Source organism: Massilia oculi (assembly GCF_017582745.1).
Taxonomy (GTDB): Bacteria; Pseudomonadota; Gammaproteobacteria; order Burkholderiales; family Burkholderiaceae_D; genus Telluria; species Telluria oculi_A.
The window spans coordinates 95,960-108,922 of record NZ_JAFVIM010000020.1; the positions used below are offsets into that span (position 1 = coordinate 95,960).

The following is a 12,963-nucleotide window of genomic DNA, read 5'->3' on the forward strand; positions in this document are numbered from 1 at the left end:
GCCATGTCGGATAACAAGCGCTACGGCTTCACCACCACCATCCTGCACAACGATCGCCGCAAGACGATCGAGCAGGGTTCGCTGCACAAGCCGGTGCATACCTCGGTCGCCTTCGGCTATGCCGACGCGCGCCAGCTGGCGTCGGTGTTCCAGGGCAAGGAGCCGGGCTTTCGCTACGGCCGCCAGGGCAACCCGACGGTGTCGGCCCTGGAAGACAAGATCAGCAAGATGGAAGACGGTGTCTCCACCCTGTGCTTCGGCACCGGCATGGCGGCGATCGGCGCGCTGTTCCAGGCATTGTTGAAAGCCGGCGACCACATCGTGTCGTCGAGCTTCCTGTTCGGGAATACCAACAGCCTGTGGCAGACGGTGGCGGGGCAGGGCGTCGACGTCGCCTTCGTCGACGCCACCGACGTGGCCCGGGTCGAAGCGGCCCTGACCCCGAACACCCGCCTGGTGTTCGTCGAGACCATCGCCAACCCGCGCACGCAAGTGGCGGACCTGGCCCGCATCGGCGAACTGTGCCGCGCGCGCGGCATCCTGTACGTGGTCGACAACACGATGACCACGCCCTGGCTGTTCCGGCCAAAGGACGTCGGTGCCGGGCTGGTGGTCAATTCGCTGACTAAGTCGATCGGCGGCCACGGCATCGCGCTGGGCGGCGCACTGACCGATACCGGCCTGTTCGACTGGGCCGCGTATCCGAACATCGCCCAGAACTTCCGCAAGCAGCCGCCCGCCGCTCAAGGCATGGCCCAGCTGCGGGCCAAGGCGCTGCGCGACTTCGGCGCCGCGCTGGGTCCGGAAGCGGCGCACCACATCGCGGTCGGCGCCGAGACGCTGGCCCTGCGCATGGAGCGCACCTGCGCCAATGCGCTGGCGCTGGCGACGATGCTGGAAGCCGACGAGCGCGTCGCTGCCGTGCATTATCCGGGCCTGGCCTCGCATCCGCAGCACGCGATCGTCGAGGCGCTGTTCCGCTCCGGCGGCTCGCTGCTGAGCTTCGAGCTGAAGGACGACATCGACCCGTTCGACTACCTGAATCGCCTCAAGCTGGCGATCCCGGCCTCGAACCTGGGCGACAACCGCACCCTGGTGATCCCGGTGGCGCACACGATCTTCTTCGAGATGGGCCCCGAGCGGCGCGCCAGCATGGGCATCGCCGAAGGCTTGATTCGGGTGTCGGTGGGCATCGAGGACACCGATGACCTGGTCGGCGACTTCCGCCAGGCGCTGGATGCGTAAAGCGAAGTAAAAGCTGTCATTACAGGGCCGGCAAATGCCGGCCCTGTCGTTTTTGCGGTTGAGCCCAGCCGTAAAACACGGCTATCATGGACTTTTACCAGCTCAGCCTCACGGTATGCCCATGAAACGATTCCTGTCCTGCCTGTCCCTCGCGGTATCCGTCGCGTTCAGTAGCGCCGCCTTCGCCAGCGAACTCGAGGATGCCAATGCCCTGTTCGAGAAAAAAGACTATGCGGGCGCACTCAAGCTGTACACCAAGCTGGCCAATGCCGGCAATCCACAGGCCCAGCAGCAATTGGGCCAGATGTACTGGTATGGCGAGGCCGGCGCGGTCGATGAAGCGAAGGCGAAGGAATGGTTTGAAAAGTCGGCCGCCAAGGGCAACAAGGTCGCCGCCGACTCGCTCGTGATCATGCAGCAGCGCATCGATCGCCGCGCCGAGATCGATTACTGGATCAAGGGCTACGATGGCGCCGACCTGCAGTCGGGCGAGTACCGCTGCCCGTCGCCGCGTATCCCGGCGGTGTCGAAGATCAATGAAGAGATCGAGCGCGTGAACAAGGCCGTGACCGGCTGGCAGGATTGCTACAACAAGATGGTGACCAACCTCAATGAACAATCGCCGCTGACCAAGCGCATCCCGCCCGACATCGCCAAGCTGATGAACAAGCAGGAAACCGAGGCCTCGACCGCCTACCTGGAGCGGGTGCGCCAGAATATCGCCGAGGGAGCGAAAGTCAATTCGAAGATGGTATTGGCCGATTTCGCCGCATGGCGCAGCGCGACCGAAGCGTTTGTCGACCAGCATAATGCGGTGGTCAACAAGGCCAAGCAATAACGGGAATGCCGGCCCGCGGGCCGGCATGGTCAAGAGGTGAGGTCGATCAGTTCCAGCTGCGCATCAACCCGACCGCCAGCCCCTCGAGCGCGAACTCTTCGTCGGGCGTGACTTCGATGACCTTGAAGTCGGGGTTCTCGGGCAGCAGTTCGACCAGGTCGCCCGTCTTGCGGTAGCGCTTGACGGTGACTTCCTCGCCCAGGCGGGCGACGACGATCTGGCCGTTCTTGGCGCTGTCGATCTTCTTGACCGCCAAAAAATCGCCATCCATGATGCCGGCGTCGCGCATCGACCAGCCTTTTACCTTGAGCAAAAAGTCGGGCCGCGCCGCGAACATCGCGGTATCGACGTTGTAGGTGGCTTCGACGTGTTCCTGCGCCAGGATCGGATTGCCGGCGGCGACGCGGCCGACCAATGGCAGCGACATCATCGACGGAGGAGGCATCGGGATCTGCTCGACGCTGGCGCCGACCAGGCGGATGCCGCGCGAGGTGCCCGGCGAAATCTCGATCGCGCCCTTGCGCGCCAGGGCTTGCAGGTGTTCTTCGGCGGCATTGGCCGAGCGGAAGCCCAGTTCGGCCGCGATTTCGGCCCGGGTCGGAGGGAAACCCGTGTTCTCGATCGCTTCCTTGATCAGGTTAAGGATCTGTTCTTGCCTTGCAGTGAGCTTGAGCATAAATATCTTGCGAAACGGGTTGGTAGAGATAGACTGTATTTTTGTACAGTATTCTGCTATACGCAAGGGATATACACGAAAAAGCGCAAAAAAAGCGCGCGTATCGCAAAAAATACGCTTTTTGCAAGCGTAAATGTCGAGTGAGCCAGGTGCATGGGCGGCGCTCTTGACAGCCAGGTTCCCTTTTTGCCCATTTCGCGCTATACTAGCTGGCTGTTCCCTTCCCACACTCGTCTTGACGCCGAGGTGGGCATTTGTTTAAAACGTCCTCAAGGAGTAATGCATGCGTCATTATGAAATCGTTTTTATCGTCCATCCGGACCAGAGCGAGCAAGTCCCGGCGATGATCGAGCGTTACAAGACCACGGTGACCAGCCGCGGCGGTAACATCCATCGCGTGGAAGACTGGGGCCGCCGCCAGATGGCTTACCAGATCCAGAAGCTGCCAAAAGCTCACTACATCTGCCTGAACATCGAGTGCGACAACGAGACCCTGGTCGAGCTGGAAACCGCATTCAAGTTCAATGATGCCGTTCTGCGTCATCTGACCGTCAAGATGAAGAAAGCAGAAACCGCACCGTCGCCGATGATGAAATCGGTGCAGCGCGAAGATGCAGCCAAGAGCCACCGTGCAGAAGCAGCCGCTCCTGCAGCTGCCCCGGCCGCCGCTGCCTAAGATTTTTTTCCAGGGATTCGTAGTAACCGTAGCAGAAGAACCGGGTGAATCAGCTCCAGCTCGTGGCGACCATCGCCGAGCGTGACGTACTGCGCTACACCCCGGCCGGCGTGCCGATCGTTTCAGCCGTCCTGATGCACAGTTCGCATCAGCGAGAGGCGGGGATCGATCGCCTGGTCGAGTTCGAAGTCCCCGCGTTCGCCGCGGGCGAGATTTCGGGCAGGTTCGGCAACGCCGAGCTCGGCGCCAGCTACCGCTTCGATGGTTTCCTTGCACGAAAAAATCGCAACAGCAAAGCCCTGGTGTTTCACATCATTGATTTCAGTGCCGCCTAGTTCGGCAATTTAGATATACAGGAGCCTCAAATGGCATTCGGTAAAAAGTTCGACAAAAACAAAGCTAAAGAAAAACTCAAGCGCAAACAGCAGAACCCGCTGTTCAAGCGCAAGAAATTCTGCCGCTTCACCGCCGCTGGCGTTGAGCAGGTTGACTACAAAGACGTCGACACCCTGAAGGACTTCGTCCAGGAAAACGGCAAGATCATGCCAGCACGTCTGACCGGCACCAAGGCGCACTACCAGCGTCAGGTCGACACCGCCATCAAGCGCGCCCGTTACCTGGCGCTGCTGCCGTACACCGACCTGCACCACGGTTAATCGTCGGTCACGACAGTCAGATATCCTGGAGATAAAACATGCAAGTTATTCTGTTGGAAAAAGTTATCAACGTCGGCAACCTGGGCGACGTCGTCAAAGTCAAGGATGGTTACGCACGTAACTTCCTGATCCCACAAAAGATGGCACGCCGCGCTACCGCCGGCGCCGTCGCCGAGTTCGAAGCCAAGCGCGCCGAACTGGAAAAAGCAGCCGCCGAGAAACTGGCAGCCGCCCAAGCCCAAGGCGACAAGCTGAGCGGCCTGACCGTCACCATCGGCCAGAAGGCCGGCGTCGACGGCCGTCTGTTCGGTTCGGTCACCAACGCTGACATCGCTGAAGCGCTGACCAAGCAAGGCTTCCCGGTCGAAAAAGCTGCCGTTCGCCTGCCGACCGGCCCGCTGAAGACCACCGGCGAATTCCCGGTTGCAGTCGCCCTGCACACCGACGTCGTGTCGGAAATCACCATCGCTGTCGTGGGCGAAGCTGCCTGAGCGAATGCTGAACTGAAGTAAAAGCAGTGCACAAAAAAGCCGGGTTCTCCCGGCTTTTTTGCTTTTGAAACTCACCAATTATGACAGCCGTGTGACAGGAGAAGGTATAATGCCGCCCATGAACGCAGCACCCTCAGACCCGCAGATCGAAGCCCTGCGCATCCCCCCGCATTCCATCGAAGCAGAGCAGTCCGTCATCGGCGGCCTGCTGCGCGATAATGCCGCCTGGGACCGCATCGCCGACTTCATGCACGCGGAAGACTTCTACCGTTACGATCACCGCATCATCTTCGAACAGATGGTCCGCCTGATCAATGCCGGCAAGCCGGCCGACGTGATCACGGTCTATGAAGCCTGCAACCAGCTCGGCAAGGCCGAGGAAGTGGGTGGCCTGCAATACCTGAACGCGATGGCGCAGAACACGCCGTCGGCGGCCAATATCCGCCGCTACGCCGAGATCGTGCGCGACCGCGGCATCCTGCGCCAGCTGATCACCGTCGCCGACGAGATTTCCGGCAATGCCTTCAATCCGCAGGGCAAGGAAGTCAAGCAGATGCTCGACGAGGCGGAATCGCGCATCTTCGCCATCGCCGAGCAGGGCGCTAGAGGCGCCCAGGGCTGGCTGGCGGTGCAGCCGCTGCTGACCCAGGTGGTCGAGCGCATCGACGAACTGTACTCGCGCGAGAACCAGGGCGAGATCACCGGCGTGCCCACCGGCTTCATCGACCTCGACCGCATGACCTCCGGCCTGCAGCCGGGCGACCTGGTCATCGTCGCCGGCCGTCCGTCGATGGGCAAGACCGCGTTCTCGGTCAACATCGGCGAGAACGTCGCGATCGAGGCCGGCCTGCCGGTCGCCGTGTTCTCGATGGAGATGGGCGGCGCCCAGCTGGCGATGCGTATGCTCGGCTCGGTCGGCCAGCTCGACCAGCACCGCCTGCGTACCGGCCGCCTGCACGACGAGGACTGGCCGCGCCTGACGCACGCCATCCAGAAGATGAACGACGCGCAGCTGTACATCGACGAAACCCCCGCCTTGAACCCGATCGAGATGCGCGCGCGGGCACGCCGCCTGGCGCGCCAGTGCGGCAAGCTCGGGCTCATCATCGTCGACTACCTGCAGCTGATGCAGGGTTCGAAGCCGGGCGACAACCGCGCGTCCGAGATCTCCGAGATCTCGCGCTCGCTGAAAGGCCTGGCGAAAGAGCTGCAATGCCCCGTGATCGCGCTGTCGCAGCTGAACCGCTCGCTGGAACAACGCCCCAATAAACGTCCCGTGATGTCCGACTTGCGCGAATCCGGCGCTATCGAACAGGATGCGGACGTGATCATCTTCCTGTACCGCGACGAAGTCTACAACCCGGATTCGCCCGACAAGGGCACCGCCGAGATCATCATCGGCAAACAGCGTAACGGCCCGATCGGAGCGATTCGCCTGACCTGGATCGGCCAATACACCAAGTTTGGCAACTACAGCGGCAACCTGTCCATCTACCAGGGCGACTAAGCCGCATAACGCGGCCCGCCTCACGCCGCACCCCATGCCTTCGCTTTTCCCGGAGCGTCGGCAATACCGAGAGAAAAACGGAGAAAAACAATGTTTGGACGCTTTTTGCCTAAAGAAGGCAATTTCTTTGAACTGTTCAACCAGCACGCCGCCTTGTGCGTGAAGGGTGCCCATGAAATGGTCGGCCTGATGACCAATTTCGACGATCTTGAAACCCGCACCCATGCGGTCGAAACGATCGAGAAACAGGCCGACAAGATCACCTACGCCACGGTCGACCTGCTGCACAAGACCTTCATCACCCCGCTCGACCGCGACGACATCCACAAGCTGATCACGCGCATGGACGACATCCTGGACATGATGGAAGACGCGGCGCAGACCGTCTCGCTGTACGACCTGCATGCGGTCACGCCGGAGGCGAAACGCCTGGCCGAGCTGTGCCTGTCGTGCTGCCTGAAGGTGCAGGAAGCCGTTTCGATGCTGCACGATATGGACAATGCGCCGAAGATCGTCGCCATCTGCGAAGAGATCGACCGCTTCGAATCGGACGCCGACCACGTGATGCGCGCCGCCATGTCCAAGCTGTTCCGCGACGAACCGGACGTGCGCAACCTGATCAAGATGAAAGCGATCTACGAGATCCTGGAAACCGTTACCGACCGCTGCGAAGACGTGGCCAACATCATCGAAGGCATCATCGTCGAGAACGCGTAAGCGCCTTCGAACCGGTAACGATTATGGAAACTCTACATATCAGCATTTACGTGCTGGGCATGCTGGTCGTCCTGGCGCTGATCTTCGACTTCATGAACGGCTTCCACGACTCGGCGAACTCGATCGCCACTGTCGTGTCGACCGGCGTCCTGAAGCCGCAGCACGCGGTGGCGATGGCCGCCTTCTTCAACTTCATCGCGATCTTCGTGGTCAACATGAAGGTGGCCCAGACCATCGGCAAGGGGACCATCGACCCCCACATCGTCGACCACTACGTCATCTTCGGCGCCCTGGTCGGGGCGATCTCCTGGAACCTGATCACCTGGTACTACGGTATCCCGTCCTCGTCCTCGCACGCCCTGATCGGCGGCCTGGTGGGCGCGGCGGTGGCCAAGGCCGGCACCGGTTCGCTGGTCTCCGGCGGCCTGCTCAAGACCGTTGCCTTCATCGTGGTGGCGCCGCTGCTGGGCTTCGCGCTGGGTTCGATCATCATGCTGATCGTGGCCTGGGTGTTCGTCAAGGCGACGCCGCGCAAGGTCGACGGCCTGTTCCGCAAGCTGCAGCTGCTGTCGGCCGCGGCCTATTCGCTGGGTCACGGCGGCAACGATGCGCAGAAAACCATGGGCATCATCTGGATGCTGCTGATCGCGGCCGGCTACGTCAGCGCCAACGACGCGCATCCACCGGCCTGGGTCATCATCTCGTGCTACGCCGCGATCGCCTTCGGCACGCTGTTCGGCGGCTGGCGCATCGTCAAGACCATGGGCCAGAAGATCACCAAGCTCAAACCGGTGGGCGGCTTCTGCGCCGAGACCGGTGGCGCCATGACCCTCCTGATGTCGAGCGCCTTCGGCATCCCGGTGTCGACCACCCACACCATCACCGGCGCCATCGTCGGCGTGGGCGCCGCGCAAAAGGCCTCGGCCGTGCGCTGGGGCGTGGCCGGCAACATTGTGTGGGCGTGGATCTTCACCATTCCGGCGTCGGCGTTCATCGCCGCGGTGGCGTGGTGGGTCGGAACCATGATCCTGTAACAGCGCTTTTCAAGCACACGAAGACGGAGCCGCGCGGCTCCGTTTTTTTTAGGCGCTGTCATCGTTATCTGTTGATGACCCCGAATGCAATACGCAGCAATTGCTCGACAGAAGTGACTCGCCCGCCATCGAGCGCCCAGTGCCAGCCCAGGTAGTTGGGCAACCAGCGTGACGCCACGCCATGGAAGCGCGCCAGCCATTCCTTGAAGCGCCGATGGTAGGCGTTCACGTTTTGTACATGGATGGCGCCTTCGACGCCATCGCGGACCCGTTCGCCGGCGCTGAGATTGACTGCCTGATGGGCGATGCCATGGGCACGGGCAAAGGCGGGGTAGGCGGCGTTGGCGTCGGTGACCAGCAGCGCTTGAAGATCGAGTTTCGGCAGCAGATGCTTGACCAGTTGGGCCACCTTCAAGGCGCCGCGGCCGGTGACGGCGTCGATGGTCTGGCCGCTGCGGTCGCGCGCCACCAGGATGCAGTCGAGATGATGGGAAATGCCGCGCAGAGCAGCCCTGCCACCACGCTTGCGCGGCTGGCGATCGAGCTTGCGTGACCCCTTCTGCGATTCGAGCAGGAACGTTTCGTCGGCCTCGACGATGCCGACCAGGCGCTCGGGTCGGTCGTCCTTGACCCGGTCGAGAAAGCGATGACGCCAGCGAAACGTCGTGTTGCGGTGCACGCCGACACGCTTGGCCGCAGACCGGACCGTGCGGGAATCGAGCACCGTGTCCAGATAATCGAGCCACTTGCCCTTGTGCCTGAGCCGCGCCAGCGGTGTGCCGGTCAGGTCGTTGAAAGTGCGGCCGCACGCGCAACAGCGAAAGCGTTGCAGGTCGTTGGCTTGGCCATGCCGGTGGCAACGCTCGCAGCCGCAATCCGGGCAGCAGCGCCTCTTTGACCGGATCTCGTCGATGAGGGCGACCACCCTGTCGAGCCCGGCTGCCGGATGCAGGGCGGCGAGTACTTGCTGACGCTGCGGCTGGTTCAGCAGCGCAAGCTGGGCGAATAACTCCTCAAACTTCGGCGCTTTCATCATACGCTCCCGATCGATGGCGACCGGGATTGGACCGCAGATTAGCTCAGCAGTTCAATGCTCATCCATATCTAACGGGCACAGCGCCTTTTTCTACGCCGCGCACGCTTGCCGGTTCAGCGCAGCAGGCCTTCGTTGGCGCCGGTTCCGTTGCCGGCATTCTTCATGTTCTCGAGGTCGGTCTTGTCGACGGTGCTGGCGTTGTTGGCGGTCTGCCCCCGCTTGCGCGGCAGGTAGGTGCCGATCGGGACGTAGCGCTCTTCCTGCGCGCTGGCGCTGGCGGCGGCATCGCCGCGCGGAGTGGCGGACGCGCAGCCGGCAAGCAGCAGGGCCGCCGCCGGGACAATCAGGGTGATCTTCATTCGATGCTCTTTCGTGGACTGGGGAGGGCGGGCCGTCCGTGTGTATTGACGGCCCCGATCCATTCTACCGCCGGTGGAAAGGTGGTTCCTCTCACTTCTGGCAGGTGTCGCGCATCGCGCGCCGTGCTAGCCGAGGTCGACCTCGAGGCCTTCGTAGGCCAGGAAGACCCGCAGGCCGCCCAGCCGTCCGGCATGGCGCGCCATCACCTCGGCAAATACGGCTTCGAGTTCGTCGTCGCCGCGCGTCGGTTCGTGGTGGGTGCAGTACAGCGTGCGTGCGCCCACGCGCAGCGCCATGTCGAGCGCGCCATCGAAGGTGCCGTGGCCCCAGCCCCGCTTGGACGGGTATTCCTCGCGCGTATACGAGCAGTCGACAATCAGGGCATCCACGCCGCGCATGACGGCGTCCATGCGGCGTTCGCGCTCGCGCAGGTGTTCCTCGCAGGCGGCGTGCTCGCCGCTCCCGGGCGGGTGCGGGTTGGGCCAGGGTTCGTGGTCGCCGGTAAAGAACAGCGACTTGCCGTTGCAGTCGATGCGGTAGCCGAGGTTGAGCACCGGATGGTTCATCGCCACGTTCGACACCACGGCGTCTTCGACCGCGATTGGCGTTTCGATGTCGAGCGTGCGGTAGTCGAGGGTGGCGCTCATCTCGGCCTCGCCCACCGGGAAATAACTGTTCTGCAGCTGCACGTTCATCACGTGCTCGATGCCGTGGCCCGTGGTTTCGTCGAGGGCGCCGTGCAGGCGCACCCGGTTGCCCTTGACGAACAGCGGCGCGAAGAAGGGCAGGCCGTGGATGTGGTCCCAGTGGCTGTGCGTGATGAAGATATTGGCCGCCACCGGCCCCTGCTGGACCAGGTGCTGGGCCAGCGGGAACAGCCCGGTGCCGCCGTCCAGGACCAGGAGGGCGCCGGCGTCGGTGCGCACCTCGATGCAGGTGGTATTGCCGCCGTAGCGCGCGGTGCGCGGACCCGGCGAAGGGATCGATCCGCGTACTCCCCAGAACCGGAATTTCATTGCACGCCTCCCGTCACGATCGTTTGCTTATTATTCTATACAGCCTCGATCATAGCGGTATGTATCCGTCCGGCATAGTCATCAATTAACGCTAGGTATTTGCGCAGGCTCATGCATCGGCGGCGTCGCGCATCCGCGCCAGCAGCAATTCGCGCTCGGCGGCATTGGCGGTGAGTGAGGCGGCGCGCTCGAATTCGGCGCGGGCTTCGGGCCGGCGGCCGAGCTTGAACAGCAGGTCGCCGCGCACGCTCGGCAGCCAGTGATAGCCGTCCAGCCGGCCGTCGGCGAGCAGCCGGTCGGCCAGCGCCAGGCCGGCCGCGGGGCCGTCAGCCATGCCCACCGCCACCGCGCGGTTGAGTTCGACGACGGGAGAGGGCTGGACGGCGGCCAGTTCGCCGTACAGGTCGGCGATGCGGCGCCAGTCCGTTAACTCGGCGCGGTGGGCGCGCGCGTGGCAGGCGGCGATCTCGGCCTGCAGTACATAGGATCCGCGTGGCGTGGCGATGCGCGCGGCGCGCTCGAGGGCGGCCAGGCCGCGCCGGACCAGCACGCCGTCCCAGCGCGCGCGGTCCTGGTCGAGCAGCAGCACCGGCCGCTTTGCCGCGTCCAGGCGCGCCGCCATGCGCGAAGCCTGCAGCTCCATCAGCGCCACCAGGCCATGCACCTCCGGCTCGTTCGGCGCCAGCTCGGCCAGGATGCGGCCCAGGCGCAGCGCCTCGTCGACCAGCGCCGGGCGCATCCAGTCGGCGCCGGTCGTGGCGGTATAGCCCTCGTTGAAGATCAGGTAGACCGCCTCCAGCACGGCGCCCAGGCGCTCGCCCAGCTCGGCTGGCGGCGGCAGTTCGAACGGCACCTTCGCCTCGCCCAGGGTGCGCTTGGCGCGCACGATGCGCTGGGCCATGGTGCTCTCGGGCACCAGGAAGGCGCGCGCGATCTCGCCGGTCGCCAGGCCACCGAGCAGCTTGAGCGTCAGCGCCAGCCGCGCATCGAGCGACAGCACCGGGTGGCAGGCGGTGAACATCAGGCGCAGCAGGTCGTCCCTGAGCACGTCGCCCCGCCTGGCGTCGAGGTCGTCCACGAAATCGGGCACCGTCAAAGCCTCCTGGGCCTCGAGGTCGAGGCCGATCTGTTCCAGTTTCTGGCGCAGGCTGCTGTCGCGCCGCAGCAGGTCGAAGGCGCCGTTGCGCGCCGTCGTGAGCAGCCAGGCGCCGGGGCGGTCGGGGATGCCGTCCCGCGGCCAGCGTTCCAGCGCCGCCACCAGGGCGTCCTGGGCCAGCTCCTCGGCCAGCCCGACGTCGCGCACGACGCGCGCGACGCTGCCGACGATGCGGCCGGATTCGATCCGCCACAGCGCCGCGAGGGTGTCCTCGACCTCGCCCGTCATTGTCATTCGCTCGGCGGCATGCTTTCCATATACGCCAGCTCCCAGATGTGGCCATCGAGGTCCTCGAAGGCGTGCTGGTACATGAAGCCATGGTCCTGCGCCTCGCGCGGAATGCTGCCGCCGGCCGCCACCGCCTTCGCCACCATGTCGTCGACCGCGGCGCGGCTGTCGCGCGACAGGCACAGCAGCACTTCGGTGCTGGTGCGGGCATCGGCGATCTTCTTGCTGATGAAGGTCTGGAAAAAGGGCTCGGCCAGCAGCATCACGTAGATGTGGTCGTTGCTGACGATCATGCAGGCGGCGTTGTCGTCGCTGAAATGGGGATTGAAGCCGAAGCCGAGGGCGCCGAAGAAGGCGCGGCTGGCCTCGAGGTTCTTGACGGGCAGGTTGACGTAGATTTGCTGGTTACTCATGAAGGTTCTCCGGTCTCAGGCTTATTGCGCGCGCATGCGCTCGATGGTCTCGCTCGGCGGAAAGTCGTCCAGTTCGAATACCTGGCGCACCTCGATCTCGGCTTCCAGGCCCGGGCCCTGCGGATTGGGGAAGCGGCGCGTCCATTCGAGCGCTTCCTCGCGCGAGCGGACCTGGATCAAGGTATAGCCGGCGATCAGCTCCTTGGTCTCGGCAAACGGGCCGTCGACGACGCGCCGTCCGCCGCCTTCGTAGCGGATGCGCCAGCCCTGGCTGGTCGGCTTGAGCCCATTGCCGTCGAGGAGGACGCCGGCGCGCGCCAGCTCCTGGTGGTAGTCGTTCATCTCGGCGAGCAGCGACTCTGGCGGCATCTCTCCCGCTTCGGACGCGGCGCTGGCCTTGACGATGATCATGAAACGCATGGGGTTCTCCTGTGGTGGTGAGCGGCCCGCGGCAGCAGGCCTTTCATGGTCCACGACGAACGGCGCTCACCGTTTTCGACATTCCCGACAAACAATCATGAAAAATATTTCTAGCGCATGAAGCAGGGCGCCAGCGCACGTACCTCGACCGTGGCCCATTCGGCGGCCGGACACTCGGCCGCCAGTGCGATCGCCTCGCCGCGCGAGTCGACGTCGACCATGAAGAACCCGCCCACCATTTCCTTGGCTTCGGCGAACGGGCCGTCGACGATGCGCGCCTTGCCGGCCGGGACGGTCACCCGCACCGCGGTATCAAGGGACGCCAGCGACTCGGCCGCCAGCAGCAGGCCGCGTTCCTTCAGCTCTTCGCCCCAGCGCAGCATGCGCTCGTAGGCGGCGCGTCCTTCGGCATCGCTGCGGGTGGCGCGCTGGCCGACCGGCTCGTGAATGAGCAGCATGTGAGGCATGGGATCTCCTGTGGTTGGGTGAACCCG

17 protein-coding genes are annotated in these 12,963 nt (G+C 63.9%); 9 read left to right on the forward strand and 8 right to left on the reverse strand.

Annotated features, from left to right (window positions below):
• Nucleotides 1-3 precede the first annotated feature (3 nt).
• Together J3U95_RS20750 and J3U95_RS20755 are read left to right on the forward strand one after the other, a co-directional pair.
• Nucleotides 4-1,245 (forward strand): cystathionine gamma-synthase family protein, encoded by a 1,242-nt coding sequence (locus J3U95_RS20750; RefSeq protein WP_208280554.1) that lies wholly within the window; start codon nucleotides 4-6, stop codon nucleotides 1,243-1,245.
• A gap of 121 nt (nucleotides 1,246-1,366) precedes the next feature.
• Nucleotides 1,367-2,083, forward strand: a complete 717-nt coding sequence (locus tag J3U95_RS20755; RefSeq protein WP_208280555.1) for a tetratricopeptide repeat protein — start codon at nucleotides 1,367-1,369, stop codon at nucleotides 2,081-2,083.
• A gap of 46 nt (nucleotides 2,084-2,129) precedes the next feature.
• Here J3U95_RS20755 and lexA read toward each other — a convergent pair whose 3' ends face one another.
• The gene (gene lexA, locus J3U95_RS20760; protein WP_208280556.1) at nucleotides 2,130-2,759 is read right to left on the reverse strand and encodes a transcriptional repressor LexA; all 630 of its coding nucleotides are present in this window, start codon (nucleotides 2,757-2,759) and stop codon (nucleotides 2,130-2,132) included.
• A gap of 283 nt (nucleotides 2,760-3,042) precedes the next feature.
• Here lexA and rpsF point away from each other — a divergent pair, with 283 nt between their 5' ends.
• The 7 genes from rpsF to J3U95_RS20795 all read left to right on the forward strand — a co-directional run bounded on the left by rpsF (nucleotide 3,043) and on the right by J3U95_RS20795 (nucleotide 7,840).
• Nucleotides 3,043-3,435, forward strand: a complete 393-nt coding sequence (gene rpsF, locus J3U95_RS20765; RefSeq protein WP_005666068.1) for a 30S ribosomal protein S6 — start codon at nucleotides 3,043-3,045, stop codon at nucleotides 3,433-3,435.
• A gap of 44 nt (nucleotides 3,436-3,479) precedes the next feature.
• Nucleotides 3,480-3,770, forward strand: a complete 291-nt coding sequence (priB, locus tag J3U95_RS20770) for a primosomal replication protein N (protein ID WP_005666070.1) — start codon at nucleotides 3,480-3,482, stop codon at nucleotides 3,768-3,770.
• Nucleotides 3,771-3,800: 30 nt separating this feature from the next.
• Nucleotides 3,801-4,091, forward strand: coding sequence for a 30S ribosomal protein S18 (gene rpsR / locus J3U95_RS20775; RefSeq protein ID WP_005666071.1), 291 nt, complete (start codon nucleotides 3,801-3,803; stop codon nucleotides 4,089-4,091).
• A 38-nt stretch (nucleotides 4,092-4,129) separates the two neighbouring features.
• Entirely contained in the window at nucleotides 4,130-4,582 is a 453-nt protein-coding gene (gene rplI / locus J3U95_RS20780) for a 50S ribosomal protein L9 (RefSeq protein ID WP_208280557.1), read from the forward strand.
• Nucleotides 4,583-4,691: 109 nt separating this feature from the next.
• Nucleotides 4,692-6,089: a replicative DNA helicase gene (locus tag J3U95_RS20785; protein WP_005666075.1), complete on the forward strand. Its 1,398-nt coding sequence runs from the start codon at nucleotides 4,692-4,694 to the stop codon at nucleotides 6,087-6,089.
• Between the two features lie 90 nt (nucleotides 6,090-6,179).
• Nucleotides 6,180-6,806 carry a DUF47 domain-containing protein gene (locus J3U95_RS20790; RefSeq protein ID WP_005666076.1) on the forward strand — a complete coding sequence of 209 codons (627 nt, stop codon included), beginning with the start codon at nucleotides 6,180-6,182 and terminating at the stop codon, nucleotides 6,804-6,806.
• A gap of 23 nt (nucleotides 6,807-6,829) precedes the next feature.
• Complete coding sequence (locus J3U95_RS20795; protein ID WP_208280558.1) at nucleotides 6,830-7,840, forward strand: inorganic phosphate transporter; 1,011 nt, start codon at nucleotides 6,830-6,832, stop codon at nucleotides 7,838-7,840.
• Between the two features lie 64 nt (nucleotides 7,841-7,904).
• Here J3U95_RS20795 and J3U95_RS20800 read toward each other — a convergent pair whose 3' ends face one another.
• The 7 genes from J3U95_RS20800 to J3U95_RS20830 form a co-directional block, all read right to left on the reverse strand.
• On the reverse strand, nucleotides 7,905-8,873 hold the full coding sequence (locus J3U95_RS20800) for an IS1595 family transposase (RefSeq protein ID WP_208280559.1): 969 nt from the start codon (nucleotides 8,871-8,873) through the stop codon (nucleotides 7,905-7,907).
• Between the two features lie 116 nt (nucleotides 8,874-8,989).
• Nucleotides 8,990-9,235, reverse strand: coding sequence for a hypothetical protein (locus J3U95_RS20805; protein ID WP_208280560.1), 246 nt, complete (start codon nucleotides 9,233-9,235; stop codon nucleotides 8,990-8,992).
• A 126-nt stretch (nucleotides 9,236-9,361) separates the two neighbouring features.
• A complete protein-coding gene (locus J3U95_RS20810; protein WP_208280561.1) occupies nucleotides 9,362-10,252 on the reverse strand; it encodes an MBL fold metallo-hydrolase in 891 nt (296 codons plus the stop codon).
• Nucleotides 10,253-10,361: 109 nt separating this feature from the next.
• Nucleotides 10,362-11,636: an RNA polymerase sigma factor gene (locus tag J3U95_RS20815; RefSeq protein ID WP_208280588.1), complete on the reverse strand. Its 1,275-nt coding sequence runs from the start codon at nucleotides 11,634-11,636 to the stop codon at nucleotides 10,362-10,364.
• 2 nt (nucleotides 11,637-11,638) lie between these two features.
• Complete coding sequence (locus J3U95_RS20820) at nucleotides 11,639-12,049, reverse strand: VOC family protein (RefSeq protein ID WP_208280562.1); 411 nt, start codon at nucleotides 12,047-12,049, stop codon at nucleotides 11,639-11,641.
• Nucleotides 12,050-12,070: 21 nt separating this feature from the next.
• A complete protein-coding gene (locus J3U95_RS20825) occupies nucleotides 12,071-12,469 on the reverse strand; it encodes a YciI family protein (RefSeq protein WP_208280563.1) in 399 nt (132 codons plus the stop codon).
• A gap of 110 nt (nucleotides 12,470-12,579) precedes the next feature.
• Nucleotides 12,580-12,936, reverse strand: coding sequence for a YciI family protein (locus J3U95_RS20830; protein ID WP_208280564.1), 357 nt, complete (start codon nucleotides 12,934-12,936; stop codon nucleotides 12,580-12,582).
• Nucleotides 12,937-12,963 lie beyond the last annotated feature (27 nt).

Excerpts from the sequence above, each read along its gene's own strand:
- J3U95_RS20750 (WP_208280554.1), top strand. The coding sequence starts at position 4 with ATGTCGGATAACAAGCGCTACGGCTTCACCACCACCATCCTGCACAAC.
- J3U95_RS20755 (WP_208280555.1), top strand. The coding sequence starts at position 1,367 with ATGAAACGATTCCTGTCCTGCCTGTCCCTCGCGGTATCCGTCGCGTTC.
- lexA (WP_208280556.1), bottom strand. The coding sequence starts at position 2,759 with ATGCTCAAGCTCACTGCAAGGCAAGAACAGATCCTTAACCTGATCAAG.
- rpsF (WP_005666068.1), top strand. The coding sequence starts at position 3,043 with ATGCGTCATTATGAAATCGTTTTTATCGTCCATCCGGACCAGAGCGAG.
- rpsR (WP_005666071.1), top strand. The coding sequence starts at position 3,801 with ATGGCATTCGGTAAAAAGTTCGACAAAAACAAAGCTAAAGAAAAACTC.
- rplI (WP_208280557.1), top strand. The coding sequence starts at position 4,130 with ATGCAAGTTATTCTGTTGGAAAAAGTTATCAACGTCGGCAACCTGGGC.
- J3U95_RS20785 (WP_005666075.1), top strand. The coding sequence starts at position 4,692 with ATGCCGCCCATGAACGCAGCACCCTCAGACCCGCAGATCGAAGCCCTG.
- J3U95_RS20790 (WP_005666076.1), top strand. The coding sequence starts at position 6,180 with ATGTTTGGACGCTTTTTGCCTAAAGAAGGCAATTTCTTTGAACTGTTC.
- J3U95_RS20795 (WP_208280558.1), top strand. The coding sequence starts at position 6,830 with ATGGAAACTCTACATATCAGCATTTACGTGCTGGGCATGCTGGTCGTC.
- J3U95_RS20800 (WP_208280559.1), bottom strand. The coding sequence starts at position 8,873 with ATGAAAGCGCCGAAGTTTGAGGAGTTATTCGCCCAGCTTGCGCTGCTG.
- J3U95_RS20805 (WP_208280560.1), bottom strand. The coding sequence starts at position 9,235 with ATGAAGATCACCCTGATTGTCCCGGCGGCGGCCCTGCTGCTTGCCGGC.
- J3U95_RS20810 (WP_208280561.1), bottom strand. The coding sequence starts at position 10,252 with ATGAAATTCCGGTTCTGGGGAGTACGCGGATCGATCCCTTCGCCGGGT.
- J3U95_RS20815 (WP_208280588.1), bottom strand. The coding sequence starts at position 11,636 with ATGACGGGCGAGGTCGAGGACACCCTCGCGGCGCTGTGGCGGATCGAA.
- J3U95_RS20820 (WP_208280562.1), bottom strand. The coding sequence starts at position 12,049 with ATGAGTAACCAGCAAATCTACGTCAACCTGCCCGTCAAGAACCTCGAG.
- J3U95_RS20825 (WP_208280563.1), bottom strand. The coding sequence starts at position 12,469 with ATGCGTTTCATGATCATCGTCAAGGCCAGCGCCGCGTCCGAAGCGGGA.
- J3U95_RS20830 (WP_208280564.1), bottom strand. The coding sequence starts at position 12,936 with ATGCCTCACATGCTGCTCATTCACGAGCCGGTCGGCCAGCGCGCCACC.